The organism is Vogesella lacus (assembly GCF_979366295.1).
The window spans coordinates 92,986-118,473 of sequence record NZ_CEETQT010000002.1 but is presented as its reverse complement, the minus strand read 5'-3'; the positions used below and the strand labels follow the sequence as shown (position 1 = coordinate 118,473).

At 60.6% G+C, this 25,488-nt stretch carries 25 protein-coding genes; 11 read left to right on the top strand and 14 right to left on the bottom strand.

The annotated features are described in order from the left end of the window. Positions 1-4: 4 nt before the first annotated feature. On the bottom strand, positions 5-2,176 hold the full coding sequence (locus tag ACZ9W6_RS02885; RefSeq protein ID WP_465189577.1) for an LPS-assembly protein LptD: 2,172 nt from the start codon (positions 2,174-2,176) through the stop codon (positions 5-7). Between the two features lie 69 nt (positions 2,177-2,245). On the opposite strand from ACZ9W6_RS02885, the gene ACZ9W6_RS02880 reads away from it, so the two are divergent. Genes ACZ9W6_RS02880 through ruvC form a run of 3 tightly spaced genes read left to right on the top strand, consistent with a single transcriptional unit; the run spans position 2,246 to position 4,523 of the window. After that, a complete protein-coding gene (locus ACZ9W6_RS02880; RefSeq protein ID WP_465189576.1) occupies positions 2,246-3,292 on the top strand; it encodes an aminoglycoside phosphotransferase family protein in 1,047 nt (348 codons plus the stop codon). Positions 3,293-3,294: 2 nt separating this feature from the next. Next, positions 3,295-3,996, top strand: coding sequence for an N-acetylmuramate alpha-1-phosphate uridylyltransferase MurU (gene murU, locus ACZ9W6_RS02875; RefSeq protein ID WP_465189575.1), 702 nt, complete (start codon positions 3,295-3,297; stop codon positions 3,994-3,996). Beyond that, a complete protein-coding gene (gene ruvC, locus ACZ9W6_RS02870; protein WP_465189574.1) occupies positions 3,993-4,523 on the top strand; it encodes a crossover junction endodeoxyribonuclease RuvC in 531 nt (176 codons plus the stop codon). The genes murU and ruvC overlap by 4 nt, the downstream gene beginning before the upstream one ends. Positions 4,524-4,592: 69 nt before the next feature. Here the strand turns inward: ruvC and kup are convergent, their stop codons facing one another. From kup to gcvA, 9 genes are all read right to left on the bottom strand, one after another. Further along, positions 4,593-6,461 carry a low affinity potassium transporter Kup gene (gene kup, locus ACZ9W6_RS02865; RefSeq protein ID WP_465189573.1) on the bottom strand — a complete coding sequence of 623 codons (1,869 nt, stop codon included), beginning with the start codon at positions 6,459-6,461 and terminating at the stop codon, positions 4,593-4,595. 168 nt (positions 6,462-6,629) lie between these two features. Next, the gene (nagK, locus tag ACZ9W6_RS02860) at positions 6,630-7,562 is read right to left on the bottom strand and encodes an N-acetylglucosamine kinase (protein WP_465189572.1); all 933 of its coding nucleotides are present in this window, start codon (positions 7,560-7,562) and stop codon (positions 6,630-6,632) included. Positions 7,563-7,731: 169 nt separating this feature from the next. Beyond that, complete coding sequence (locus ACZ9W6_RS02855) at positions 7,732-8,703, bottom strand: porin (protein ID WP_465189571.1); 972 nt, start codon at positions 8,701-8,703, stop codon at positions 7,732-7,734. A gap of 107 nt (positions 8,704-8,810) precedes the next feature. Further along, the gene (locus ACZ9W6_RS02850; RefSeq protein WP_465189570.1) at positions 8,811-9,890 is read right to left on the bottom strand and encodes an ABC transporter ATP-binding protein; all 1,080 of its coding nucleotides are present in this window, start codon (positions 9,888-9,890) and stop codon (positions 8,811-8,813) included. Positions 9,891-9,911: 21 nt separating this feature from the next. Beyond that, a complete protein-coding gene (gene nagZ / locus ACZ9W6_RS02845) occupies positions 9,912-11,396 on the bottom strand; it encodes a beta-N-acetylhexosaminidase (RefSeq protein WP_465189569.1) in 1,485 nt (494 codons plus the stop codon). Then, positions 11,393-12,259, bottom strand: a complete 867-nt coding sequence (locus tag ACZ9W6_RS02840) for a carbohydrate ABC transporter permease (protein WP_465189568.1) — start codon at positions 12,257-12,259, stop codon at positions 11,393-11,395. Before ACZ9W6_RS02840 ends, nagZ begins: the two co-directional genes overlap by 4 nt. A gap of 7 nt (positions 12,260-12,266) precedes the next feature. Beyond that, positions 12,267-13,139 (bottom strand): carbohydrate ABC transporter permease, encoded by an 873-nt coding sequence (locus tag ACZ9W6_RS02835; protein ID WP_465189567.1) that lies wholly within the window; start codon positions 13,137-13,139, stop codon positions 12,267-12,269. A 135-nt stretch (positions 13,140-13,274) separates the two neighbouring features. Next, positions 13,275-14,528 (bottom strand): ABC transporter substrate-binding protein, encoded by a 1,254-nt coding sequence (locus ACZ9W6_RS02830; protein WP_465189566.1) that lies wholly within the window; start codon positions 14,526-14,528, stop codon positions 13,275-13,277. Positions 14,529-14,910: 382 nt separating this feature from the next. Then, positions 14,911-15,801 (bottom strand): transcriptional regulator GcvA, encoded by an 891-nt coding sequence (gene gcvA / locus ACZ9W6_RS02825; RefSeq protein WP_465189565.1) that lies wholly within the window; start codon positions 15,799-15,801, stop codon positions 14,911-14,913. Between the two features lie 76 nt (positions 15,802-15,877). On the opposite strand from gcvA, the gene ACZ9W6_RS02820 reads away from it, so the two are divergent. From ACZ9W6_RS02820 to ACZ9W6_RS02785, 8 genes are all read left to right on the top strand, one after another. After that, on the top strand, positions 15,878-16,465 hold the full coding sequence (locus ACZ9W6_RS02820; RefSeq protein WP_465189564.1) for a chromate transporter: 588 nt from the start codon (positions 15,878-15,880) through the stop codon (positions 16,463-16,465). Position 16,466: 1 nt separating this feature from the next. Further along, positions 16,467-16,988 (top strand): chromate transporter, encoded by a 522-nt coding sequence (locus ACZ9W6_RS02815; protein WP_465189563.1) that lies wholly within the window; start codon positions 16,467-16,469, stop codon positions 16,986-16,988. A gap of 102 nt (positions 16,989-17,090) precedes the next feature. Next, positions 17,091-18,170, top strand: coding sequence for an MraY family glycosyltransferase (locus tag ACZ9W6_RS02810; protein ID WP_465189562.1), 1,080 nt, complete (start codon positions 17,091-17,093; stop codon positions 18,168-18,170). Positions 18,171-18,248: 78 nt separating this feature from the next. Next, the gene (locus ACZ9W6_RS02805; protein ID WP_465189561.1) at positions 18,249-19,955 is read left to right on the top strand and encodes a proline--tRNA ligase; all 1,707 of its coding nucleotides are present in this window, start codon (positions 18,249-18,251) and stop codon (positions 19,953-19,955) included. Between the two features lie 57 nt (positions 19,956-20,012). Then, complete coding sequence (locus tag ACZ9W6_RS02800) at positions 20,013-20,630, top strand: lytic transglycosylase domain-containing protein (RefSeq protein ID WP_465189560.1); 618 nt, start codon at positions 20,013-20,015, stop codon at positions 20,628-20,630. Positions 20,631-20,689: 59 nt separating this feature from the next. After that, complete coding sequence (locus tag ACZ9W6_RS02795; RefSeq protein WP_465189559.1) at positions 20,690-21,511, top strand: class I SAM-dependent methyltransferase; 822 nt, start codon at positions 20,690-20,692, stop codon at positions 21,509-21,511. 115 nt (positions 21,512-21,626) lie between these two features. Continuing rightward, entirely contained in the window at positions 21,627-22,424 is a 798-nt protein-coding gene (locus tag ACZ9W6_RS02790; RefSeq protein WP_465189558.1) for an isocitrate lyase/PEP mutase family protein, read from the top strand. Between the two features lie 506 nt (positions 22,425-22,930). Continuing rightward, positions 22,931-23,110 carry a hypothetical protein gene (locus ACZ9W6_RS02785; RefSeq protein ID WP_465189557.1) on the top strand — a complete coding sequence of 60 codons (180 nt, stop codon included), beginning with the start codon at positions 22,931-22,933 and terminating at the stop codon, positions 23,108-23,110. Between the two features lie 60 nt (positions 23,111-23,170). On the opposite strand, the gene ACZ9W6_RS02780 is transcribed toward ACZ9W6_RS02785, so the two are convergent. The 4 genes from ACZ9W6_RS02780 to ACZ9W6_RS02765 are packed head-to-tail and all read right to left on the bottom strand — an operon-like array spanning position 23,171 to position 25,431. Beyond that, positions 23,171-23,743 (bottom strand): DUF4166 domain-containing protein, encoded by a 573-nt coding sequence (locus ACZ9W6_RS02780; protein ID WP_465189556.1) that lies wholly within the window; start codon positions 23,741-23,743, stop codon positions 23,171-23,173. Continuing rightward, positions 23,743-24,219, bottom strand: a complete 477-nt coding sequence (locus ACZ9W6_RS02775) for a DUF2269 family protein (protein ID WP_465189555.1) — start codon at positions 24,217-24,219, stop codon at positions 23,743-23,745. Before ACZ9W6_RS02775 ends, ACZ9W6_RS02780 begins: the two co-directional genes overlap by 1 nt. A 1-nt stretch (position 24,220) precedes the next feature. Then, a complete protein-coding gene (locus tag ACZ9W6_RS02770; RefSeq protein WP_465189554.1) occupies positions 24,221-25,084 on the bottom strand; it encodes a complex I NDUFA9 subunit family protein in 864 nt (287 codons plus the stop codon). Beyond that, on the bottom strand, positions 25,081-25,431 hold the full coding sequence (locus ACZ9W6_RS02765) for a hypothetical protein (RefSeq protein ID WP_465189553.1): 351 nt from the start codon (positions 25,429-25,431) through the stop codon (positions 25,081-25,083). The genes ACZ9W6_RS02770 and ACZ9W6_RS02765 overlap by 4 nt, the downstream gene beginning before the upstream one ends. Between the last annotated feature and the right edge of the window lie 57 nt (positions 25,432-25,488).

Below are 25,488 nucleotides of genomic sequence, written 5' to 3'. Positions count from 1 at the left end.
GTATTTAGTTGGTCTGGCTGTAGCCTGGAATGGACAGCCGCAAGGTGTTGAGCGGATTGTTGCCGACACTGCTGAAATCTTTCAGCTCCAGCTGGATGAAGACGGCGTTCTTGCGCTGGTTGACGTCAGTCACGTAGCGCTGGCCGACCAGGCGCAGGCTCCAGCAGCCATCGTTGTATTCGACCCCGGCCAGTTGCTCGAGGGCTTTCTTGTCGCGCAGCGAATAGTTGTAGCGTGCCACGCCATACCAGCGCGGGGCAAGCGGCCACTGGCCGGCAACATCGATCTGGCGCAAGGTGCCACGCTCTTCGCCGATGCCGAGTTTTTCATCACGGCCATAGCGATAGCCGATGCTGGCGGTCTTGCCGGCCTCCGGGGTGTAGCGCAGCTGGGCGTTGAAGCGCTCGCTGCGGCTATTGGTGACGTTGTACTGATAGGCCGAATCAAAACGCAGCGCGTGATTGAGATCGCCACCAATAGTCATCAGGATGTCGGAGCTGGCTTCGTCACGCTGATTGTTGAGACCATCCAGCGTGGTGTTGTCCTTGTCCAGATAGAAGCGCTGGCCAATGGCAAGACGCAGTCTTTCCATACCTTGCGCGTCGATGTGGCGGCTGGTCAGTGCGGCGGTCAGCTGGTTGGCACTATTGATACGGTCAGAGCCGGAGAAACGGTTTTCGGTGAACAGCTGGGTAAAGTTGAAGTCGTTTTCCGAAGTGTCGAAATTCGGTAGTTGCGACTGATCCTTGGCCGGAATGCGCACATAGTAGAGGCGCGGCTCCAGCGTTTGCTGCATGGCCTGACCGAACAGGGTGCTCTGGCGGTCGAAATACAGGCCGCTATCGAGGCTGAAAACCGGCAGGCTGCGTTGCAGCTGCTGGCCAGCCTGGCCGGCACTGTTGTCGAGGTCATAGCGGGTGTAGTGCCAGCCCAGCTTCGGACGGACAAAGCCCCAGCTGCGTTCGAAACCATAGCTGACGGTCGGATAGACCACCAGGCGGTTACCGGTACGCTTGCTGCTGTGGCCGAAGCGGGTCAGCTCGCTTTCAAGCTGGGTGTCGATCTGGCCGAAAGTCTTGCCCATGCGCAGGTCCAGCTGCGGCACGCGTGCATAAGGTTCGTCGATTTTCTGGGTCTGGGTCTGCAAGGTCTGGTAACGCTGTGCCCGCAAGGTCAGGCTGCCCCAGTCCTGCTGATAGGCAAGCCAGCCTTCACGCAGCAGATTGGTGCCGTCCAGCGCACTGGCACGATCACCCAGATCCTTCAGGTAATTGTCATCCGATACATAGCTGGCATTGACGCCGCCGGACAGGCCCTGGCCCAGATCCTGCCAGTGACGTGCCTTCCACAAAAAGCGGCTGTGGCCGTTTTTGCGATCGTCAGGCAGCTGCTCGGTATAGACCTCGCCATTGAAGTCCGGCTGCAGATAACGCCCTTCCAGCCCCAGCAGCACACCGCGCTGCTGGATATAGCGCGGGCTGATGGTGGCGTCGAGATTCGGTGCGATATTCCAGTAATAAGGAACGGTAGCTTCGAAACCGTCGCTGCCGGTCTTGATGGTCGGGAACAGCAAACCGCTCTTGCGGCCGCCATCCAGCGGGAAGTCCATCCATGGCGAATACAGGATGGGCACGCCCTGGAACTCGAGCCGCGCATTGCGGGCGACACCGATATTGCGGGTGTAATCAAGATCGATGGTGCCGGCTTTCAGATACCAGGCATCATCTCCGGGCGAGCAGGTATTGGCTTTGGCGTCTTCGAGGCGGTATTGCTTGGGGCCGAGAAAGGCCAAGCGCTCGGCACTGCCTTGCAGCTGCTTGTCCTGGTTGCTGAAGCGGAAATCGGGGTTGGCCGCATGACCTACCTTGCTGTCGAGCTGGTAGTCGATCTGGCGGGCGCGGATTTCGCGGCCCGGCTGCTGCAGATGGACTTGCTCGCCGGCGCGAATCTGCTGGCGCTTGATGAAGTAATCAAGCCAGTCGGCCTGCAGGGTGTCCTCACCCTGGCGCAGGGTGACATTACCCTCGGCGCGCAGTGTCTCGTCCATTTGCCCCTGCAGCTGGTCGGCCTCGACCGTTACCGGCTCGGCAGGGGGTGTCTCGGCCTGGGCGACCGGCAGCAGGAACAGCGGCAGCAGCGCCGCGGCCAGCGGGGTGAGGCGAAAGCAGGCTTTCATCAGATGTTGGGGTCCGGACAAAGCGGTTACAATCGCGTCATTGTACCCAATTTGCCGATGTACGCGACTATGCAACGACTCGAAGCCCTCAAAGCGTGGTTGGCCACGCAGTTTCCCGGTCAGGAAGTAAAGCTGGACTTTGCTGCCGCTGATGCCGACTTCCGCCAGTATTTCCGTGTCACGCTGGCCGATGGCAGCACGCGCATCGTGATGGATGCGCCACCCGAGCACAAGGATACCCGCCCGTTTGCCGCGGTACAGGCGCTGTTGGCGCCTGCGGCCAAGGTGCCGGCCATTCATGCGCATGATGCCGAGCAGGGCTTCATGCTGTTGCAGGACATGGGCAAGATCACCTATCTTGCCGCCTTGTTGCATGACGAACGCCCGCTGGTACACAAGCACCTGCTGCTGGAGGCCATCGATACCCTGGTTTCCATCCAGAATCAGTGCGCGAGCGCCAGCCTGCCGGTATTCGATCAGGCCTTCATGCTGCGCGAAGTCAGCCTGCTGCCTGAGTGGTTCTGCAGCAAGGAGCTGGGCAAGCCGCTGAGTTTTGCCCAGCGCAAGCTGTGGGATGCCGGTCTGCAGGCCTTGCTGCCGGCGGTAGATGGCCAGCAAAAGCTGTTCATGCATCGTGACTTCACCGTGCGCAATCTGATGCTGACCGCCGAGCGTCCGGCGCTGCTCGACTTCCAGGACGCGGTTCACGGCCCGCTGGCCTACGACCTTGTCTCGCTGCTGCGCGATGCCTTTATCGACTGGGACGAAGAGTTCGTACTCGATCTGGTGGTGCGTTACTGGGAGAAAGCCCGCGCCGCCGGCCTGCCGGTACCGGCGCAGATCGATGATTTCTACCGCGAATTCGAATGGTGTGGCGTGCAGCGCCACCTGAAGATTGTCGGCCTGTTTGCCCGCCTCGCCCATCGCGACGGCAAGCAGCAATACCTGGCCGAGATTCCGCGTTTCGCGCGCTATCTGAAGAAAACCACACGCCGCTACAAGGAACTGTCGCCGCTGTTCCAGCTTCTGGCCGAGCTGTTTGGCCTTGACGAGAGCGATAACGACGACAGTATCGGCTCGGTGTTCAGCAGCACGCGCCTGTCCTCGGGCGAATAAGCATGCGCGCGATGATACTGGCGGCCGGTCGCGGCGAGCGCATGCGACCGTTGACCGATCACACGCCCAAGCCGCTGCTATCTGCCGGCGGCCAGCCGCTGATTGTCTGGCATCTGCAAAGGTTGGCCGCAGCCGGCGTGCGCGAGGTGGTGATCAATCATGCCTGGCTGGGCGAACAGATCGAAGCCGTGCTCGGTGATGGCAGCCGTTTTGGCGTCAGCATCCGCTATTCACCCGAGACGGCCGCGCTGGAGACTGCCGGCGGCATCTCCACCGCCTTGCCCTTGCTGGGTGAGGCACCGTTTCTGGTGGTGAATGGCGATGTGCTGTGCGACTACGACTTTGCCCGGTTGTTGCCGACGGCGCGGCAATTGTCGGCTGATGGCGTGCAGGCGCATCTGGTATTGACGCCCAAGGCCGGTTATCCGACCGGACGCGATCTGACCCTGCGCACCGATGGCAAGGTTGCCGCCTGCGAGGCTGGCGACGATGCGTATACTTTTTGCGGCATCGCTGCCTATCACCCGGCGTTTTTCGCCGGCTGTGCCGCGGGCGAAGCCAAGCCGCTGTTGCCGCTGTTTCTGGATGGCATGGCGGCCGGCAAGGTCAGCGGCGAGTGCCAGCAGGGTACCTGGCTTGATGTGGGTACACCCGAGCGGCTGGCCGAGGCCGATCGTATCGCCCAAGGTTGGCCGCAGGCATGAAGCGGCGGATCCTGGGCATCGACCCCGGCAGTCGCATCTGCGGCTTCGGGGTGATCGATATTGTCGGCAATCAGCGCCACTACGTCGCCTCAGGTGCGATCCGCACGCCACAGGGCGCGAGTCTGGCCGAGCGTATCAAGGTGCTGATCAGCGGCATTCATCAGGTAATCGACACCTACCAGCCGACCGAGTCGGCGCTGGAGCAGGTGTTTGTCAACGTGAACCCGGCGGCCACGCTGATGTTGGGCCAGGCGCGTGGTGCCTGCATGAGTGCACTGGTGATGAAGGACTTGAGCGTAGCCGAATATACCGCCTTGCAGGTCAAGCAGTCGGTAGTCGGGCAGGGCAAGGCACCGAAAGAACAGGTGCAGTTCATGGTAGTGAGCATGCTGAACCTGTCCGGCATGCCGCAGGCTGACGCAGCCGATGCGCTGGCGGTGGCACTGACGCATGCCAATCACAGCAGCGGGGCGATCGGCAAACTGGGCAAACTCGGGCTGAAGATACGCGGCGGGCGGTTGGTCTGAATACCGTTAATGCCATGAAAAAACCGGGCGAAGTCGCCCGGTTTTTTCATTATTGGTCAGCAGAGACGGCTATAGCTCGACTTGCGCGCCCATTTCCACGACGCGGTTGGTCGGGATCTGGAAGAAATCGGTGGCGCGCATGGCATTGCGGCTCATCCACACGAACAGCTTTTCGCGCCATGGTGCCAGGCCTTCGCGGTCGGTCTGGATCAGCGTCTCGCGCGACAGGAAGAAGGAAGTGTCCATCAGCTCGAAGTGCATGTCGCGCGCTTCGCACAGTTCGAGGATTTCCTGCACATTCGGCGTTTCCTTGAAGCCGTAATAGGCCATCACGCGCCAGAAACTGTCAGACAGCCGCTCGATGCCGATGCGCTCGCTCTCGTCGACATAAGGCACTTCCTCGCTGCGGATGGTCAGCAAGACGATGCGCTCGTGCAGTACCTTGTTGTGCTTGAGGTTATGCAGCAGCGCATGCGGCACGCCATGGGTCGAGTTGGTCAGAAACACGGCCGTGCCCTGTACGCGATCCGGCGAGTAGGTTTCCATATTCTCGATGAAGCCTTCGAGCGGAATCGCCATTTCGTTCAGGCGCTGCATCAGCAGCTTGCGCCCTTGTTTCCAGGTGCTCATCAGCGTGAACGCAATGATACCGATCAGCAGTGGCAGCCAGCCGCCATGCAGGATTTTCACCACGTTGGCCGCAAACAGCGGAATGTCGATGAACAGCAGGAAGGCCAGCAGCGGTGCCACTACCCAGACTGGCCATTTCCAGCTCTTCAGTGCGATGGTGCAAGCGAGGATGGAGGTGATCACCATGGTGCCGGTAACGGAGATACCGTAAGCGCCAGCCAGTGCGCTGGAGCTCTGGAACATCACCACCACGGCAATGACGGCCACCAGCAGGCCCCAGTTGACCAGTGGAATGTAGATCTGGCCGATTTCGCGCTCGGAGGTATGAGTGATTTCCATACGTGGCAGATAGCCCAGCTGTACCGCCTGACGGGTCAGCGAGAACACGCCGGAAATGACTGCCTGCGAGGCGATGACGGTGGCGCATGTGGCCAGTACTACCATCGGCAGCAGCGCCCATTCCGGAGCCAGGTGAAAGAAGGGATTGCTGCGCGCCGACGGATCAGCCAGCAGATTGGCACCCTGGCCGAAGTAATTGAGCATCAGGCCCGGCAGGACATAGGAAAACCACGCCAGACGGATGGGCTTGGCACCGAAGTGGCCCATATCGGCGTACAGCGCCTCGGCGCCGGTCAGCGCCAGAACGACGGAACCCAAGGCCAGAAAGCCGATCAGCTGGTGTTCCAGCATGAAGGCGAGACCCCAGGCCGGGTTGACGGCCTTGAGGACGGTCGGATTGTCGAGAATGCCGCCAATGCCGAGTGCACCGAGCGCACCGAACCACAGCATCATGATCGGGCCGAACAGCTTGCCGATGCTGGCGGTGCCGTGCTTTTGGATCAGGAACAGGCCGGTCAGCACGGTAATGCAGATCGGCATGATGTAGGGCTTGAATGCCGGCGTGATGACTTCGAGACCTTCGACAGCGGACAGTACCGAAATGGCCGGAGTAATCACCACTTCGCCGTAAAAGAAGCCGCCACCCAAGAGGCCAAGTGCCAGCAGTGGCCAAGCCTTGTTGCTGACGCAGCTGCGTACCAGCGCCAGCAAGGTCAGGATGCCGCCTTCGCCGCGGTTGTCGGCACGCAGTACAAAAGCCAAGTATTTGAGCGAGACGACGAGGATCAGACCCCAGACGATCAGGGACAGGATGCCCAGTACATTGGCCTCGGTGACTTCCAGCCCCAGATGCGGGCTGAAACACTCTTTGAGGGTATAAAGCGGGCTGGTGCCGATATCGCCGTAGACCACGCCAAGCGCGGCAAGCGTCAGGCCGGCAAGCGCCTGATTGGGTTGATGGGTTTGCATGATGATTGTCAGCTGACGGAGGCAGGTGTTGGATGCTGCAGTGCAGTATTCTCGGAGTAATGCGCGCAGCTTACTCCGCTGTCAGGTGGCTGCCAAGCAGGCTACGGAATGGAGCCGGTTTTGCTTGGCAGGCATTGCTTCAATCACACAACACCTGCCCTTGCCTGCTCAGGATTTGCCTGTTTCATTGGCCCACAGGAAGGCCGCACCACGCACACCACCGGCATCGCCATGTCTGGCTTTTTCGATACGCGGAACGCGTGCGAACTTCAGCATATAGCGTGGCAGACGGCGCGGTATCTCGGTGTACAGCAGGTCGAAATTCGACAGGCCGCCACCGAGGACGATCACGTCCGGATCAAGAATCGCCAGATAGCTGGCAAAACAGCAGGCCATCAGCTCGAGATAGTTCTCGACATAGCGCACCGTGGCCGGGTGGCCTTCGTCATAGCGGCGGATGATGTCTACCGCGCCGAGGCGATCGCCGCACTGGTAGAGGTAAAGCTGCTCGAAGCCACGGCCGGACAGGTAGTTGTCGATACAGCCACGTTGGCCGCAACCACAGGTAAAGATAGGCAGCGTGTGTTCGCCGAACAGATTCAGCGCATCAACCGGCAGGCGGATGTGGCCCAGTTCGCCGGCAACATGATTCAAGCCGGTGTGGATCTGTCCCTTGAATACCATGCCGGCACCGACGCCGGTGCCGAGTATCAGGCCCAGTACTGAAGAGGCATCCTGATTGGCCGGGTCCATCGCTTCGGACAGGGCAAAGCAGTTGGCATCGTTGTCGATGCGCACGCGGCGTTGCAGGCGATGTTGCAGGTCGTGCTGCATCTGCTGGCCGTTGGCGGCGGGCAGGTTGGCCGCCAGCAATTTGCCGCTGACGCGATCGATGATACCGGGCACGCCGATACCGACCTGGCCGATGATGCCGAACTCCTGGTCGCAACGTTCCACCTGCTCGCAAATGGCGGTCAGCAAGGCTTCGTAATCGTGGCAGGGGGTGGCAAAGCGGGTCTGGCGGACGCGTTGCAGTTTTGCATCGAAAGCGCCGAACTCGATCTTGGTTCCACCAATATCAAAACCGTAAAGCATGGTCATTCAAGGCCGCTGGTACGGTGCCGGGCACCGTCATGATGGGAAAATGGTCAAAAAAGTGCCGTTGCCAGTCGGCAACGGCCAAGCTCCATGACCTCATGGTATGGCCAGCCTCCCTTGCTGGCTAGCCATACCGTACGGATATCGCTATCCGTGGGGCACTACAAACAAATTAGAAGCCGATCCACACGCCAGTCAGGAACTGGTTAACGTCTTTGCCGTGCTTAGGCGACTGCTTCATCAGACGGGCGTACCATTCTGCGCCGCCACCGATGTCACGGCCGTACTGAACAGCAACACGCTGGAAGTCGTTAGCTTCGCCGGTGTTGTTCTGGTTCATGTAGGCAGCCTTGATGTAGCCGGCGTCGCCCATGCCGTAAGTCAGGCCCAGCGAGTACTCGCTACCTTTGTTGTTGGTCGCGCCGCCGGCAGTCTGCTTGTAGGACTGGATGGCACCACGCAGGGTCAGCGCGTCGCTGACGGAGATGTTTGCAGCGATGAACTGCTGGGTGTTTTCAACCTGGGCGGCACCCACGGCAACCTTAGGCTTGCTGCCCAGAGCGGCAACAGTCACGGTGCCCTTGCCTACATTGATGTTGGCAGCCAGGTCATACACGCTGTCCTTGTTGTGCTTGCTGTTGTCCCAACCGTGCTGGGCAGTGAAGTTTACCGCACCGAAGTTAGGCGACTGGTAGTTCAGGGTGTTCGGCAGGTAGACCTTGCCGGTTACCTTGCCGGTACCCGCTTCCGCCACGCCCCAGAAACCAACCTGACCATACGGCCAGTCCAGAGTCAGGTAGGAGTTCAGGAAGGTACGGCCGGCTTTAACGGTACCGAAGTCGCCGGACAGGGATACGTAAGCTTCACGGCTGCCGAAGCCAACCTTGTTGGTGTCGGTTTCGCCGCCAGTGATTTTCTGGGAGATACGGCCACCCAGGGTCATGCCGCCCTTGATTTTCTTGGCTGCATCGATGTTCAGCAGCAGGGCGCGGTCCAGAGTGCTCTCGGTGGTGTCACCGTTGTCGGTGATGATGTAGTTGGCTTCGGCGGAACCGCTCAGGGTGAAGACATCAGTCCAGTCTGCAGCGAATGCCGGGGTGGCAACCAGGGAAGCAACGATCAGGGCCAGTGGTTTGAGTTGCATTGTCAAATCTCCGTGTTTGTGCGTAGTGTTGCTCTATGCGAATGTCATTTGAATGGGGCGTGACTTCGCATTTCTCCTTCAGAGCTGTGGTTTTCGCCCGTGAAAAATCAGTGCTGCTGGCGTCTCAAAGCTTGTCCTTGAGCGTCAAACAGATGGCAGAAACGGTTGTCGAGTTTCACGCGCTGTACCGAGCCGCTCTTTGGCGAGCTGGTCTGGCTTGGCAGCTTGATGGCCAGCGCTTCTTCGACACCGGCAACCTTGACGTAGGCAATCTGGACATCGCCCAGATGCTCGACCAGATCGACCGTCACTGGCATACCGCTTTCGGCAAAAGTCAGGTGTTCCGGACGGATGCCCAGGGTCAGATCGCCACTGGCGTGGATGCCATTGAGGGTGATGATGTCGCCGGTTGGCAGTTGCAGGCTGGTGGCGCCGTTGTCGTTGGCGGCCTTGACCGGCAGGAAGTTCATTTTCGGGCTGCCGAGGAAGCCGGCGACAAACAGGTTGGCCGGCTGGTCGTACAGCTCCAGCGGAGTGCCGACCTGCTCGATGCGGCCGCCGTTGAATACGGCAATACGATCGCCCATGGTCATCGCCTCAACCTGATCGTGCGTCACGTAGATCATGGTGGTGCCCAGATCCTTGTGCAGGCGCGACAGTTCGATACGCATCTGCACGCGCAGTGCGGCATCGAGGTTGGACAGCGGCTCGTCAAACAGGAATACATCCGGCTTGCGCACGATGGCACGGCCGATGGCTACGCGCTGGCGCTGGCCGCCGGACAGGGCTTTCGGTTTGCGTTCCAGCAGGTGGCTGATCTGCAGGATGTCGGCGGCGCGGCCAACCGCGTCGTTGATTTCCTGCTTGCTCTTGCCGGCCAGCTTGAGGCCGAAGGCCATATTGTCGCGCACGCTCATATGCGGGTAGAGCGCATAGCTCTGGAACACCATCGCCACGCCGCGCTCGGACGGCTGTACATGGTTGGCCACACGGTCGCCAATCCACACTTCGCCATCGGTGATGTCTTCGAGACCGGCAATCATGCGCATCATGGTGGACTTGCCACAGCCGGACGGGCCGACAAACACCATGAATTCGCCATCCTTGATATGCAGGTCAACGCCGTGAATCACGGTCGGGCCATCTTCATATGTCTTCTTGATTTGCTTGAGTTTCAGTTCAGCCATGATGTTGGTCCTTGTGATGGCTTAGGCCAGACGGGCAGGCATGGTGCCTTGCGCTTCCAGCGTGCCCAGCAGCCAGTCGACTACAGCTTGCAGGGCGGCATTGGCAAAACCGTACGTCAACAGGGCGGGTGCGCTGATGTCGGCGGCGGCATACGGGTTCCACAGCGCCAGGTGCAGATCCGGCACCCAGCTTGCAGATTCGCGCACGCCATAGCGTTCGCGAGTGGTTGAGGCCAGCACGGTATACATGCCGTCCTGCGGTAGCGTGTTCCAGTCCAGCTCGCTGCGGGCGACAAAGCGCACGATGTCGAGATCAAAATGCTGGCGCAGGATGGCGATCAGCTTGTCTGCCGGCAGGCCGGCTTCGCTGATGCCGTCAGAGGCGGCTTCTTGCTGCAACACCAGGCGCAAGACGCGATTGGCCGGGCGTTGCGGCTGGCGATAGGCGGTCAGTCCACGGCGCCAGGCCGAGGCAAACAGCGTTTCGTCCTCGAGGCGCTGGGTCGTGTCGTAAGCACGGATCTGGCTCGGATAACGGGCAATCAGCTGGCTGACGCGCACATCGGCCTCGGCCAGACGTTCATGACTCAGCGTGCCTTCCTGCTCGGCCTGCTGCAGAGCCTGCAAGCTGGCGGCGATCTCGGCCGGATGTTGCAAGACCAGCGCGAGGTCGGCACCGGCGGCCAGCGCATGCACACTGGCATTGGCCTGGCCCCAGCGTTCGCGGATGGCCTTCATATTCATGGCATCGCTGATGGCGACGCCTTGCCAGTTCCAGCGCTGACGCAAGAGCTCGCCGAGGATGGCCGGCGACAGGGTGGCCGGCCAGTTGCCATCCAGTTCGGGGAACAGGATGTGGGCGGTCATCAGTGCCGGGCTATCCGGCAGCAGGGCGCGGAACGGGGCGAATTCGTAATCTTCCAGCTCGGCCAGGGTCTTGCGCACTACTGGCAAATCCAGATGCGAGTCGACGTTTGTGTCGCCGTGTCCCGGGAAATGCTTGAGACAGGTGGCAATTTGTTCGTCTTCATGACCACGCACCCAAGCTGCGGCCAACCTTGCGGTTACTTGCGGGTGTTCGCCAAAGCTGCGCTCGGCAATCACCGGGTTTTGCGGGTTGTTGCTCAGGTCCAGCACCGGGCCGAAATTCATGTTGACGCCGATGGAGGCGAGGCCCCGCGCTACGGCGCGGCCAACCTGGTAAGACAGTTGCTCGTCACCGCTGGCGGCAATCGCCATGCCATTCGGTGCTTGCGGCAGGAACAGCGTGCGCATCACCGCGCCGCCTTCCTGATCCATGGCAATCAGTACATCCTTGCCACAGACCGCCTGCAGCTCGCCAACCAGTGCCCGGGTCTGCTCGGCGTCGCGCACATTGCGACGGAACAGGCAGATGGCGCGGATATGGTTGTCACGCAGGAAGTCTTTCTCCGCGTCACTGAGGCTGGTGCCAGCCACATCCACCATCAGGGCGCGGCCAGCGAGTTGCTTGGCGCTCGATGTCATTTCACGGCTCCGTCAAAACCGCGCAGGAAGTAGCGCTGGGTGAACAGGAACACGATCAGGATAGGCAGCACGGTCAGGACGGCACCGGCGGCTACCACGCGAATCTTGAAGCTGAAGGCACCGGACAGATACAGCACGCCAACCGACAGCGGGAACTTGTCCGGGCTGGACATCACGATGGACGGCCAGATGTACTGGTTCCATGCCGATACCAGGGTCAGGATGGTCAAGGCGGCCAGTGCCGGACGTGCCAGCGGCAGCATGATGTTCCAGAAGATCTGCCATTCGGTGGCACCGTCTACGCGAGCCGCGTCGATCAGGTCGTTAGGTACCGCTTCGAAAGCCTGCTTCATCAGGAATACGCCAACTGCGCCGGCAATGCCTGGCAGTACCACGCCGGAGAAGGTGTCACCCATGCCCAGCTTGGACACGGTGATGAAGTTCACCAGGAAGTTCACCTCGGACGGCAGGATCATGGTGGCGAGAATCGCGCCAAACACGATATTGCGGCCCTTGAACTTCATACGGGCCAGCGGATAGGCGGCCATGCTACAGACGATCAGGGTGCCGGCGACGGTGGCCAGCGAGATGATGATGGAGTTCTTGTAGAACGCGATCACATCAATGGTCTTGAACACTTCGATGAAGTTGTCGAGGCCAGGGTTTTCCGGCCACATCCGTGGCGGGTAGGTAAACACGTCACCGGTGGTCGACAGGGCGGTGACCAGCGTCCACCAGAACGGGTAGACGGTAATCACGGCCAACAGGCACAGCACCAGATAGTGCAGCGCGTTCTTGCCCAGTTTGTGGGTGTTGATCTTTTTCATGCTGCGGCTCGCTGGCAGGCTAAGGGTTTGTTCCATGTCATCCTCACTTGCTCTTTGGCTGCAGGTAGCGGAAGTTCAGCCAGGCCAGTGCAATGCAGAACACCGACATCACCAGACTTGCGGCAAGGGCACGACCGAAGTTCAGCGACTTGATACCGAACTCGTAGGCATAGAACAGGGCGGTGTAGGTCGATTGCATCGGGCCACCCTTGGTCATGATCTGGACTTCTTCGAAGGCTTTGACTGCGGCCAACATCGACATCACCGAGCACAGCAGGATGGTCGGCATCAGCAGCGGTACGGTGATCTTCCAGAAACGCTGCCAGGCATTGGCACCGTCGAGAACGGCTGCTTCGTAAACGTCTTGCGGAATGCTTTGCAGGCCGGCGAGGAACAGCACCATATACCAGCCCAGACCGCGCCAGACGGTGACGAACATCACCGAGAACAGCGCAATACGGTCGTCAGACAGCCAGCCGATCGGCTCGTTGATCATGTGCATCCAGCGCAAAATGGCATTGAGTGCGCCATCGTCGGTGTACATGAAGTTCCAGATCACGCCGATTACCGAGACGGTAGTCACCACCGGCAGGTAGTAGGCGGCGCGGAAAAACTTGATACCAGGCAGGGAGTTGTTCACCAGCACGGCCAGCAGGATGGCCAGCACCATGATGACGGGAACAACCAGCAGATACAGTGCGGAGTTCTTCAGCGCACTGATGAACAACTCGTCCGCAAACAGTTCGCGGAAGTTATCCAGACCGACCCACACCGGGGCGTCGATCAGATTGTATTGGGTGAATGCCAGGTAAGAACCGAAGCCTACCGGCCAGAAAGAAAACACGATCAGCAACAACAGCGCCGGCGTCAGGAACAGCCAGGCCTGCAGGGTGTTTTTCTTGGAAGTTGCACTCATTTCACTACACTCGGTTTGCCGTTGGCCCAGCCCGAAACGCCGGGCAAAGGGCGGCCCGCCGACCGGCGCATGGCGCCGGTCAGTGGTCATCAGACAACGGTCACGCCCACAGCGACATGACCGTTACCGCTTTGCTTACAGCTTGCTGTTCCAGAAGGCTGCGGCTTCGTCCAGGGCTGCTTTCGCATCCTTGCGACCGGTCACGGCCTGCTCTACGGCAGCGGCCAGACGGTTGGACAGAACCTCAGGATCTTTCACGCCGGACAGGAAGATGGTGCGAGTGCTGTCGAGGCTGTCGGCAGCCACGGCTACCGCTTTCTCAACTGCACCACCCGGAGCGGCTACAGTCTGGAAGTGCGGATCCTTGGCAGCTTTGGCAGCGGTCGGCAGGGTGCCGGCCAGCTTGGAGAATGCCAACTGGTTGGCATCGTTGGTCAGGAAGGTGGCGAACTTGCCCACCTCAGGCAGCAGGGCCTTGTCGACGTTCTTCGCTACCGCGAAGTTGAACATCCAGCCGCCGGAAGCGATGCCGGTCGGGCCTACTGGCGCGGCAGCAACTTCGGTCAGCTTGTACAGCAGTGGCGCTTCGTCGCGGATACGGGTCAGCGAGGTAGGGGTGGAAACCAGCATGGCCATCTTGCCGGAGTTGTAAGCCTGCATCTGCACCTGGAAGTTATCCTGGGCGAACAGGTTGTCCTTCAGCAGCGCGCCGGACTTGTAGGCTTCGGCCAGCTTTTTGACCATGGCAACGTGAGCCGGGCTGTTGAAGGCTGCCTTGCCGCCTTTGACAACGTCCAGACCGTTCTGGATGAAGAAGCCTTCAATCTTGGTCGGGCCCAGAGTCGGGGCAAAACCGGCTACGCCAGTCTTGGCCTTGATGGCCTTGGAGAAGCTCAGCTGTTCGTCAAAAGTCTTCGGTGCGGCTTTCAGGCCGGCACGGGCGAACAGGTCTTTGTTGTAGGCAATGACGTTGGCGCCATTGTAGTGAGGGAAGGCGTAGGTCTTGCCCTCGAAAGTCACGTCAGCCAGCGCGCCCTTGGCGTACTGGGACTTGCTGATGATGCCGTCGATCGGCTGGATGATGCCATCCTGCTTGTAGTCGTAAGCCCAAGGCACGTTCAGGTTAACCAGCGCTGGCGGCTTGCCGGCACCAACGGCAGCGGTGAACTTGGACTGGATAACGTCCCACGGGTAGTCGGTCCACTTCACCTGTACGTTCGGGTTCTGGGCATTGTATTTGCCAACCAGATCCTTGAAGTAGTTGTCGAACTTAGGCGACAGGCTCATGGTCCAGACTTCGATAACCGGCTTGTCATTGGCAAAGGCGCCACAAGAAACGGTCAGGCCGGCGGCCAGCAACATAGCGCGGGAGATGGTTTTCAGTTTCATCCTCAAGCTCACATTCATTGGTTGTGTTGTGATCGGGTGCCGCAGCAGTCGCTTAACGCTGTTGCCGGCGTCGCCTCGACGCCGGAAGGCGCGGGACGGTTCTCTGGTGCGCTGCCGGTCTGTCTCTTGAAACGGACTGACTCAGGCAGTGGAGGCCAATCTAATACCAGCGCGATACCAGTGCAATACCAATGATGAGCCTATCGAAACAGTTACGCTCGCAAGTGTCACAATGACGCAACAAACTTTAACGCTATATTCAAGCATTAAGTGCTATGTCATTTATTGATATTGGCAGTAATGCGAAGGAGCTAAATAAGACCACTGGTCTTTAACTTGTAAGACCAGTGGCTTATCGACTTCGCGGTTTGGCATAAGTTCTTCAGGGGCTGCCGGATATGCCTTCGTCTTCCAGCCAGTGGCAGAAAGCGGCACAAAGCGGATCTTCGGCCAGTGCCAGCGGCACCACCCAGGAATAACCGCGTGAAGGCACCAATGGGCCGGCAAAAGGGGTCACCAGCTTGCCGCTGGCAATCAGCGCATCGATGGCGGGTTGGCCGCTGAGTGCCACGCCCAGGCCGTCGACTGCGGCCTGTAGGCAGAGGTAGTAGTGATCGAAACGCTGGTTGGCCGCGGGCTGCAACGCCGGATGACCGGCGGCGGCCAGCCAGCGCGTCCAGGCGACCGGCCGCGATTCGGCATGTAACAGGGTATGTCTGGCCAGATCTTCGATACTTTGCAGTGGCTGGCGTGCCAGCAGGGCGGGGCTGATGACCGGCTGTTCGTACTCGTGCAGGAAGGGGTGGGAGACGAAACCTTCCCAGTGCTCGTCGCCACGACGGATGGCGATGTCGAAGTCGGCATGCTGGTTGTTGATGGCATCGTCCGATGTCGCGAGGCGCAGCTCCACGCCGGGATGCTGTAGCTGGAAGCGCGTCAGCCGTGGCAGCAGCCATTGCATGGTCAGTGTCGGCACCGCATTGATGCGCAGGACGCTGGCTTGCTGGCGGGTCAGCTTTTCGGCAGTGGCCGCGATATTGTCGAAGGCGGTCTGCAGCACCGGCAGATACTGGCGGCCGGCGGCAGTCAGCTGTACCCGCTTGCCAAGGCGGTGAAACAGCGGAATGCCGAGCCAGTCTTCCAGCTGGCGGATCTGGCGGCTGATCGCGCCGTGAGTCACAAACAGCTCATCGGCGGCAGCGGTGAAACTGCCGGCTCGAGCCGCAGCTTCAAAGGCGCGCAGCGCATTCAGCGGAGGAAGTTTTCTGTGCATGCTTGTGAGTTTACTGCACAAGCGTGGTGGAAAAAACTCGGTTGTCAGGCAAAGTGCCTGCGGCCAACATTCAGGTATGGATACCTCGACCACACTCAATCAGCAGCACGCAGCAGCCGCGGCCATCACGCCGACGCTGGGCGAGCTGTTTGGCGGATTTTTCCGCATCGGCGTTACCGGCTTTGGCGGCGTGCTGCCGCTTACCCATCACATGCTGGTGATAGACAAGAAATGGCTGCGCGAGGAGGAGTTCGCCGAAATGCTGGCGCTGGGGCAGATCCTGCCTGGGCCGAATGTGGTGAACCTGTCGGTGGCGGTCGGCCGGCGCTTTCATGGCCCGCGCGGGGCGCTGGCAGCGCTGATCGGCCTGCTGCTGGCACCGTTCTGTATCGCGATGGCGCTGATGCTGTTGTACCGCGAGCATCAGGCCAGCCCGACCTTGCAAGGCCTGTTGTCCGGGCTGGCACCGGCGGCGACCGGGCTGATGTTCGGCATGGGCCTGAGGTTGGCTGCCAAACTCGAGCGAGCCGGCTGGGTGCTGTTTTTTGCGCTGCTGACCTTTGTCTGTGTCGGCATCATGCGCTGGCCCTTGTTGTTAAGCCTGCTGGGTCTGGTGCCGCTGGCGGTGTTCTGGGCCGGCCACCTGATGCGAAAGGGGCGTTGAGATGGTGCCTTTATGGTTGCTGTTTCTGGTATTCGGCCAGTTGTCCTTGTTGGCTGTGGGTGGTGCCAATGCGGTGGTGTACGAGATGTACCGGCTGATTGTCGATCAGTATGGCTGGTTGAGTGGCCGCCAGTTTGCCGATCTGTACGCGATTGCCCAGTCGGCACCGGGGCCGAATGTGCTGGTGGCCAGTCTGATCGGCTGGCAGATCGGCGGCATCCCGGGCGCGGCGGTGAGCCTGGCCGGTATTTGCGGGCCATCGTCGCTGCTGGCCTATCACGTGTCGGGCTGGTGGCAGCGCTGGCGCGAGCGGCCGCTGGTCAAGGCCATGCAGCGCGGCTTTGCGCCACTGTCCATCGGGCTGGTCATGGGCGGGGCGTGGATGCTGGCGACGCTGGCCAATCACCACTGGGCGCAGTGGCTGCTGTGCGGCGTGTGTGCACTGATTTCCTGGCGCTCGAATCTCAACCCGCTGTGGTTGCTGTGTGCCGGGGCGCTGCTGGGTTGGTCCGGGCTGGTCTAACCTGCCTCTTTGGCGGCAAGAGGGTTTGCGGTACAGTGCGGGGCCGGCCATCTGATCGACTTGTCATGAAGGCCGGACAACTTTATCCGAACCTGTCCGCACATGACGCTATTACTCATTGCTGCGCTGGGGGCGGCCTTCACCGCGTGGCTGATTGTTTGCCATCCGGGCTGGCACCAGCGCTTTTCACTTGATCACGATCTGGCCGGCGTGCAGAAATTCCACACGCGGCCAACCCCGCGTATCGGCGGCATTGCGCTGTTGGGCGGCCTGTTGCTGGCGCTGGCTGGTTGGCTGCTGACGGGGGGTGAAGGTCTGCTCGCCTATCTGTGGCTATTGGCCAGTGCCTTGCCGGTGTTTGCTGCCGGTCTTGTCGAGGATGTCACCCGCCGCGTCAGCCCCTTGCAGCGGCTGGTGGTGGCTTTTCTGTCGGCCGCCATCGCTATCTGGCTGTTCGATGCGCGCCTTACCAGCCTGAGCCTGCCGTATCTGGATGATTTGCTGCAGTACTCGCTGTTAGCCGCCAGTGTGATGACCATCTTTGCGGTCGGCGGCGTCTGCCACTCCATCAATATCATTGACGGCTACAACGGCCTGATGCCGGGTGTGGCGCTGATGGTCAGCCTCGCGTTTGCCTGGCTGGGCTGGCAGCTGGGCGATGTCTGGTTCTGGCAGTTGTCGCTGCTGCTGGCCGGCTGCATGGCCGGCTTCCTCTACTGGAACTTTCCCGGCGGGCGGCTGTTTGCCGGTGATGCCGGGGCATATCTGATCGGCTTTTTGCTGGCGCAATTGTCGGTGTTGCTGGTGGTGCGCCATCCGCAAGTGTCGCCGTGGTTTCCTTGCCTGCTATTGCTGTATCCGATTACCGAAACGGTGTTCTCGATGTACCGCAAAAAGCTGCTGCGGCAGATGTCGCCCGGCCAGCCCGATGGCCTGCATCTGCACATGCTGGTGTACAAGCGGCTGGTGCGGCCGCGGGATGGCGACCGTCTGCGCCGCAATAGCGCGACATCGCCATATCTGTGGTTGCTGAATCTGCTGCCGACCGTGCTGGCCATGCTGTGCTGGCAGTCGGACAGCCTGCTGAAGTTGGCCGCCGCCGGCTTCGTGCTGTTTTATCTGGCGTGTTATCGCGCGCTGGTGAAATTCCACATGCCGCGCTGGCTGGTGTGGCGCGGCTAGGCTTGCGGCCAACCTTCCCGCAGTTGGCCGCAAACGGCTACAATCGAGCTTATTTGCCGACAATTCCGAGGACAAGCAATGCGCGCATCGCAGTTTTTCATCTCTACCCAGAAAGAAGCCCCGGCCGACGCCGATATCGTCAGCCAGAAACTGATGCTGCGTGCCGGCTTTATCCGCAAGGTCGCGGCCGGTGTTTACAACTGGATGCCGATGGGTCTGCGCAGCCTGAAAAAGGTCGAGCAGATCGTGCGCGAAGAAATGAACCGCGCCGGCGCGATCGAAATGGTGATGCCTATCGTGCAGCCGGCCGGCCTGTGGCAGGAAACCGGCCGCTTCGACAGCATGGGTGCCGAGCTGCTGCGCTTCAAGGATCGTCACGACCGTGACTTCGTGATCCAGCCGACCTCCGAAGAAGTCATTACCGACATCGCCCGTGCCGAGCTGCGCAGCTACCGCGCGCTGCCGAAAAACCTGTACCAGATCCAGACCAAATTCCGCGACGAGCGTCGTCCGCGTTTCGGCGTGATGCGTGGCCGCGAATTCACCATGAAGGATGCCTACTCCTTCGACCGCAACGAAGAAGCCGCGCTGAAGAGCTACGACAATATGTTCGCCGCCTACTGCCGCATCTTCGACCGTCTGGGCCTGACTTACCGCGCCGTGGCTGCCGATACCGGCGCGATTGGCGGTGACCGTTCGCACGAATTCCAGGTGATTGCCGAAACCGGCGAAGATGCCATCGTTTACTGCCCGACTTCCGACTACGCGGCCAACATCGAGCTGGCCGAGGCGCTGGCTCCAGCTGGCGAGCGCGCAGCCGCTGGCGCGGCGCTGACCAAGGTTCACACCCCGAAAGTGAAAACCATCGCCGAGCTGGTGGATTTCCTGAAGATCGACATCCAGCAGACCGTGAAGGCGGTGGTCGTGGAAGGTGAAGAGGGCGAGGCCGTTCTGTTGCTGGTGCGTGGCGATCACGAGCTGAACGAAGTGAAGGCGCAGAAACTGGCCGGCATCAAGAACCCGCTGACCATGGCCAGCCCGGCGCTGATCAAGGAAGCCTTTGGCGCACAGCCAGGCTCGCTCGGTCCGGTAGGTTTCAAGGGCCGCGTGATTGCCGACCGTACCGTGGCGCTGATGGCCGATTTCGTGATCGGTGCCAACGAGGACGACCAGCACTACACCGGCGCCAATTTCGGCCGCGATTGTGCCGAGCCGGAAGTCGCTGACATCCGCAATGTGGTGGTGGGTGATGCTTCGCCATGCGGCAAGGGCGTGCTCGATATCCAGCGCGGTATCGAGGTGGGCCACGTGTTCTATCTGGGCACCAAGTACTCCAAGGCGATGAATGCCACCTTCCTCGACGAAGACGGCAAGCCGAAGCACTTCGAAATGGGCTGCTACGGTATCGGCGTCAGCCGCATTCTGGGTGCCGCCATCGAGCAGAACTACGACGACAAGGGCATGATCTGGCCGGATGCGATTGCGCCGTTCACCGTGGTGATCTGCCCGGTGGGTTACGATCGCTCCGAAGCGGTAAAAGAAGCTGCCGACAAGCTGTACGGCGAGCTGCAGGCCAAGGGAGTGGACGTGCTGATCGACGACCGTGGCGAGCGTCCGGGTGCGATGTTTGCCGACTGGGAGCTGATCGGTGCGCCGCATCGCGTGACCATCGGTGATCGTGGCCTGAAAGAAGGCAAGGTCGAGTACCAGCATCGCCGCGACAGCGAGTCCACCGCCGTGGCTCCGGACGCGATTTTCGCGCACGTACTGGCCAAACTGGGCTAAACCACAGGATGGGCGGCACGTCTGCCCATCCGGTCAATATTGCCGAGGTCGCCATCCATGAAGCACGTTTTCCTTGCCCTGACACTTGCTCTGCTGGCCATACCGCCGGCGCAGGCCGGTGCGCAGCGCGAGGAAACGCTGGCGGCCAACGTGGCCAGTGCCATGTCGCGCAGCGTGTCGGATGTCAATGCACCGCGGCTGGTGTTTGACGACGAGCGCGAAGGCCCGTTGTGGCTGGCCGAGATGTCGCGCCGCCTGCAAAAGCGCATACCAGACCCGTGGCTGCGCGAGCGCGTGCTGACGGCCATTCAGTACGAGGCGACACGTGCCGGGCTGGACCCGCAGCTGGTACTGGGGCTGATCCAGATCGAGAGCGGTTTCAAGAAGTATGCGATCTCGCCGGTCGGCGCTCGCGGTCTGATGCAGGTGATGCCGTTCTGGACCCGCCACATCGGCACGTCCGAACATAATCTGTTCGACCTCACCACCAATTTGCGTTACGGCTGCACCATTCTGCGCCACTACTTGAATATTGAGCGTGGCAATCTGTTCCGTGCGCTGGGCCGTTACAACGGCAGCCTCGGCCGTGCCGAATACCCGAATCTGGTGGTCGGCGCGTGGAAAAACAGCTGGCAATGGACGCCGCCCGCGCATCTGCAGCAAGCCAGCCGTTAAGCCCGCCCTCGAGTCTCATCCGGCCGCCTCTGCGGCCAACCTTTTATCCGGATACCGCCATGAGCCTGATCCCCGAAATCAAACCGCAGCAGTCGATCGAACTGCTGAAAGAACTGCATATCCTGACCCGTGACGGCAAGATCAACCAGGACACCCGTCGCAAACTGAAGCAGGTTTATCACCTGTACCAGTTCATCGAGCCGCTGATGGCCGACGTGCTGGAGAAAAAAGGCAGCCTGAGTCTGGCTGATCACGGTGCCGGCAAGTCGTATCTGGGTTTCATCCTGTACGACCTGTTCCTGAAAGACAAAGCCGACGCCACCGTCTACGGCGTGGAAACGCGGCAGGATCTGGTGGATAAGTCAGTCGAGTTGGCCGCAAGACTGGGCTTCAAGGGTATGGAATTCCTGAACCTGACCGTCGAGCAGTCGATTACTTCGGACGCGCTGCCGCCACAGGTCGACATCATCACCGCCCTGCATGCCTGCAATACCGCCACCGACGACGCGATCCGCTTCGCACTGGCCAAGGACGCCCAATACATCGTGCTGGTGCCGTGCTGCCAGGCCGAGGTAGCCAGCGTGTTGCGCCAGAAGAAGAACGCGACTTTCGGCCTGACCCCGCTGTCCGAGCTGTGGCGTCATCCTATCCACACCCGCGAGTTCGGCAGCCAGCTGACCAATGTGCTCCGCTGCCTGCAGTTGGAAGCGCGTGGCTATCAGGTGACTGTCACCGAGTTGGTCGGCTGGGAGCACTCGATGAAGAACGAGCTGATCATCGCCAAGAAAATCGGCAAGGGCAAAAAGGCGGCACGCGAGCGGCAGGAAAGTATTCTGCGCGAGCTGAATCTGGAAGAATTGCGCGAGCGTTTTGCCTATTGAGCCTTTGAGCCGGTTTGCCGGTCGGTTTGGCTGATTCGGGGATCATGTCCGGATATGGCCAGCCGCAGGGCAGGGGCGTGATTAAAGTGGGCTTTTATCCCGCAAGGAGCCCATCATGCCGACGACTTTCCAGCAACTGCATCACCAAGCCACGCCACTGATTTTGCCCAATGCCTGGGATGCTGCCTCCGCACTGCTGATGGAGCAGCAGGGTGCCCAAGCAATTGCCACCTCCAGTGCGGCACAGGCGTGGTCACTGGGTTATGTTGATGGCGGCAGCTTGCCACCGGCCGAGCTACTGGCCGCCTGCCAGAGGATGTGCCGGGTGTTGTACCGGCCGTTGACGGTGGATATCGAGCATGGTTACAGCGATGTGCCGGAGGAGGTAGCCGACCTTGTGCAGTCACTGGCGCTGATTGGCGTGGCTGGCATCAATCTGGAAGACGGAAGCGCACCGCCTGCGCTGTTAGCCGCCAAGCTGGCGGCTATCCGTCAGCGATCGGCCTGCCGGCATTTATTTCTGAATGCGCGTACCGATGTGTATCTGGCCGGTATCGCCAGCGGCACCAAGGCCGTGGCCGAGGTTGGCCGCAGGGCCACGCTGTATGGGGAGGCCGGGGCGGATGGCTTGTTTGTACCCGGTGTACAGCTTGCTGACGAAATGCTGGCGATCTCTTCTGCGACTATCTTGCCCTTGAACGTCATGTTGTTGCCCGGTATGGCGAGCATCGCCACCTTGCAGAAGGCGGGCGTGCGCCGGATCAGCAGCGGTCCTGCGCCGTTCCTGCAAGCGTATGCTGCAGTGTCTCGTGGTGTGGCGGGGATGCTGCAGGCGGACTGGAAGGCGTTGCAAGAACCGTCTCTCGACTATCAGCAGCTTAATCAGCTGATGCGGTGCGCGATGACTGACTGAGCGGCGGATGACCCGCGAAGGCACTTGCTTAGTGCTGTCGTGGCGCGAGAAAAAACGCGCTGCGATAGCGCGACAGTTGTTGTTTGAAACTAACTGTTTGACAGATCAGGATTTTTCTGTGAAACTGCAAGCCTTCCTCTTGTCAGTACTTGTCTCAAGTGCTGCTTCCTGGTTCTGATCTCGGCAGTTTTCGTCGTATTTCCCCCAAGAGTTTGCAAGCGATACCATCATGTTGGTGGTGTTCAGGCTTTTTGCCATACTTGTCATCTTGCGGTAATGTTGTTCAGGCAAGGTAGTTGATATCGGGATGCTGCCGGCGTTTGATGCTTTCGCGCCGGCCCGTGATCCACGAGAAGAGCCCCGCTACAGGGCAATAAAAAGTAGCGCATGCAGGCGGTCGGCAATTGCTGGCTGTCATTATTTGATTCCGCCACGAGGGCGGAAGGCGGTGCCCGCGCAGCATCGCCACATCAGGCAAAAAATTGCCGGAAAATGGAAAACAAACAATGAAAATCAATCAACTGAAACAGGGTGACCGTTTTACCCAGCATATCGACAACGAATCCGTGTCTTTCGAGGTGCTGACTGTGCAGCAACTTGGTCGTCGCGTGATGGTGACCTTCCGCTCCATCTTCGGCGTGGAAAGTGCGATGTACCCGGCCGAGGCCCATGTGACTGCGGCCTGAGTTGCCGACAGCTAAAAAAACCCGCCACCTGGCGGGTTTTTTGCATTTGAGGCACGGGGTTTAGCGGCTTTGGCTATGGAAGATACCCCGATAGCCGAATATCTCGCCCAGTAGCGGGTGGTGCAGGCGAAAGTCCATGGCAAAGTGCCGGGTATCGACTGCCGTCTCCACAATGCTGGTATAGCCGAGTAGCCATTGCGGCAGGCCAAGCTGACGTTGGCCGCAGCGCAGGATAAAGCGCTCGCCGCGATAATGCAGCTGATCACCCTGTACGAAGGGGCGCATCTCCAGCCCCAGCCAAGGATTGACGAATTCGATCAGGCTACCTCGGCCACTATCCCGCCACAGACTGTCAAAGCGCCGGATCTTGCCGTCCGGATACTGTATCGTGCGCTGCCAGCGTTGCTGGCCAGCTTGATCGTGCTTGCGTACTTCGGTCGGCAAATCCCGGCCGGTGCAATCCAGCAAGGCCCCCATGCGGCTGAGCAGCCAGAACAGCGGTTTCAGCGCGGCGGGGAAGTGCACATCCAGTTGGCCGCGATCGCAGCTGTCACCGGCGGCATAGTGAGCTTGCAGGGCAGGGGGCAGCTGGTGCCAGTCGTCGCCCAGCAGGGTTTGCATCAGACTTTTCATCACAGAACTCCCGGTAGCGATTTCATTACCATCAACAAGACTATCAGCACCATGGCGCAGAAGGCCGGCACACCCAGCCAGAACCAGTAGCGCGCATAGCGCCAGTAGCGGGCCGGCAGCGCCTCGCCTTGTTGCAGCGCCTGCTCGGCCAGACGCTGCATGCGAATCTGCAGCCACACTACCGGTAGCCAGCACAGCCCGGCCAAGGTATACAGTGCGAGGCTGGCCGCCAGCCACGGACTATCCAGTGGCCAGCCTGCCAGATGGGCGAGGTAGAGGCCGCTTAGCGGCTGAATGATCACGGTCGGCGTGGTAAACAGCCAGTCGGCCAGCACCACGTGCCGGTTGGTGACGGCGATATGGGCAAGATTACCGCTGCGGTCGGCCAGCCATTTGTAGAAGGCGCTGCCAAGACCGGTGCCGAACAGCAGCACCATGCTCAGGATGTGCAGTGATTTGATCAGGCTGTAACTCATTTCAGTCTCCTTTTGCGCGGCCATCATGGCTATGCAGTAGCCAGGCTTGTGCAGCGATGGGCGGCCGCCCCAGCAGCTGGCGGGTCGGCTCGGGGTTGGCCGCAACACTGGCCAGCAACATGCGCAGATTGTCGGCTTGCAGCAGCGGGTTGAGATGACGGGCTACTGTTAGCAAGGCAAAAGCCAGTCGTGGCGGAACTTGCAGGGCACAAGTTGGCGGCAGGCCCTGCGCCGCGCGCAAGAAACGCAGCCAATCGGCAAACTGCCAGGCATCCGGTCCGACCAGTTCGATACATTGCTGCTTGGCCTCGCCGGCCAGCATCCGCAGCACGGCCGCGCACAGATCGCTGATGTGCAGCGGCTGCAAGCATTGCTGGCCACCGCTGACGGTAAACAGCCAGGGCAGGCGCGCCAGCCGCATGAACAAGGCCGAGCTGCTGCCGCCCGGGCCATAGAGCAGGCCGGGGCGCAGAATGCTCCAGTCAAGCGGCAAGTCTTGCAGATGGCTGTCGGCCAGCCCCTTGCTGCGATGGTAGGCAGTATCTGCCTGAGGATCGGCTCCCAATGCCGAGATCTGGATGACGCGACGGATGCCGGCACTGACACAGGCGCTGAACAGGGCGCAAGGCGCGTGCTGGTGCACGGTGGTAAAGCGTTGCTGCCCTTGCTCGGCGATGATGCCGGCCGCGTTGATAACCACATCGATGCCTTGCAGCCATGGCAGCCAGTCATCCGGCTGCCGCAGCTGGGCAAGGTCCTGGCCGTGACGGCGCGAGATCAGCGTGAGCTGGTGTCCTGCGGCAATCAGCGTGCTGGCCAGATGGCTGCCGACAAAGCCGCTGGCACCGGTCAGCAGGATGTTCATGCTTGACCCTCCGTCTGCTGGTCAGCGGGTAGCGCGACAAAGCGGCCAAGACGGCGACCGATACGATCCAGCCCCAGCAACAGACCAGCCAGAATCGCCAGCAAGGCGTACGCCACTAGATTGCCGAGGTCGGCCGGGCTGGCAAACAGGCTGATCAGCACCACCAGCAACATGGGGGCTAGCGTCAGCATTATCCGGGTGTAGGCCAGCCAGAAGTTGGCCGCAGCGTCATCAGGACAGAGTTTGCGCAGCAGACCGGATAGCGGCGTGGACAGTATCTGCAGCACGCCAAAGCTGGTCAGCAGGCTGAGTGCGAGGGAAGAGAGGAGGGGAAGAAGGCTTTGCACGATGGGCTCCTTGCCGGTTGGGATGAGCCCAGTCTGGCCGGATGTGCACAGCAAAAC

Bases quoted from the DNA above. Each gene is read 5' to 3' on its own strand.
- ACZ9W6_RS02810 (WP_465189562.1), top strand. From the start codon at position 17,091: ATGACGCTATTACTCATTGCTGCGCTGGGGGCGGCCTTCACCGCGTGG.
- ACZ9W6_RS02835 (WP_465189567.1), bottom strand. From the start codon at position 13,139: ATGAGTGCAACTTCCAAGAAAAACACCCTGCAGGCCTGGCTGTTCCTG.
- kup (WP_465189573.1), bottom strand. From the start codon at position 6,461: ATGCAAACCCATCAACCCAATCAGGCGCTTGCCGGCCTGACGCTTGCC.
- ruvC (WP_465189574.1), top strand. From the start codon at position 3,993: ATGAAGCGGCGGATCCTGGGCATCGACCCCGGCAGTCGCATCTGCGGC.
- ACZ9W6_RS02820 (WP_465189564.1), top strand. From the start codon at position 15,878: ATGGATACCTCGACCACACTCAATCAGCAGCACGCAGCAGCCGCGGCC.
- ACZ9W6_RS02780 (WP_465189556.1), bottom strand. From the start codon at position 23,743: ATGAAAAGTCTGATGCAAACCCTGCTGGGCGACGACTGGCACCAGCTG.
- ACZ9W6_RS02840 (WP_465189568.1), bottom strand. From the start codon at position 12,259: ATGGAACAAACCCTTAGCCTGCCAGCGAGCCGCAGCATGAAAAAGATC.
- ACZ9W6_RS02800 (WP_465189560.1), top strand. From the start codon at position 20,013: ATGAAGCACGTTTTCCTTGCCCTGACACTTGCTCTGCTGGCCATACCG.
- ACZ9W6_RS02830 (WP_465189566.1), bottom strand. From the start codon at position 14,528: ATGAAACTGAAAACCATCTCCCGCGCTATGTTGCTGGCCGCCGGCCTG.
- ACZ9W6_RS02785 (WP_465189557.1), top strand. From the start codon at position 22,931: ATGAAAATCAATCAACTGAAACAGGGTGACCGTTTTACCCAGCATATC.
- ACZ9W6_RS02770 (WP_465189554.1), bottom strand. From the start codon at position 25,084: ATGAACATCCTGCTGACCGGTGCCAGCGGCTTTGTCGGCAGCCATCTG.
- ACZ9W6_RS02815 (WP_465189563.1), top strand. From the start codon at position 16,467: ATGGTGCCTTTATGGTTGCTGTTTCTGGTATTCGGCCAGTTGTCCTTG.
- nagZ (WP_465189569.1), bottom strand. From the start codon at position 11,396: ATGACATCGAGCGCCAAGCAACTCGCTGGCCGCGCCCTGATGGTGGAT.
- nagK (WP_465189572.1), bottom strand. From the start codon at position 7,562: ATGACCATGCTTTACGGTTTTGATATTGGTGGAACCAAGATCGAGTTC.
- ACZ9W6_RS02790 (WP_465189558.1), top strand. From the start codon at position 21,627: ATGCCGACGACTTTCCAGCAACTGCATCACCAAGCCACGCCACTGATT.
- ACZ9W6_RS02775 (WP_465189555.1), bottom strand. From the start codon at position 24,219: ATGAGTTACAGCCTGATCAAATCACTGCACATCCTGAGCATGGTGCTG.
- ACZ9W6_RS02855 (WP_465189571.1), bottom strand. From the start codon at position 8,703: ATGCAACTCAAACCACTGGCCCTGATCGTTGCTTCCCTGGTTGCCACC.
- ACZ9W6_RS02795 (WP_465189559.1), top strand. From the start codon at position 20,690: ATGAGCCTGATCCCCGAAATCAAACCGCAGCAGTCGATCGAACTGCTG.
- gcvA (WP_465189565.1), bottom strand. From the start codon at position 15,801: ATGCACAGAAAACTTCCTCCGCTGAATGCGCTGCGCGCCTTTGAAGCT.
- ACZ9W6_RS02885 (WP_465189577.1), bottom strand. From the start codon at position 2,176: ATGAAAGCCTGCTTTCGCCTCACCCCGCTGGCCGCGGCGCTGCTGCCG.
- ACZ9W6_RS02805 (WP_465189561.1), top strand. From the start codon at position 18,249: ATGCGCGCATCGCAGTTTTTCATCTCTACCCAGAAAGAAGCCCCGGCC.
- ACZ9W6_RS02850 (WP_465189570.1), bottom strand. From the start codon at position 9,890: ATGGCTGAACTGAAACTCAAGCAAATCAAGAAGACATATGAAGATGGC.
- murU (WP_465189575.1), top strand. From the start codon at position 3,295: ATGCGCGCGATGATACTGGCGGCCGGTCGCGGCGAGCGCATGCGACCG.
- ACZ9W6_RS02880 (WP_465189576.1), top strand. From the start codon at position 2,246: ATGCAACGACTCGAAGCCCTCAAAGCGTGGTTGGCCACGCAGTTTCCC.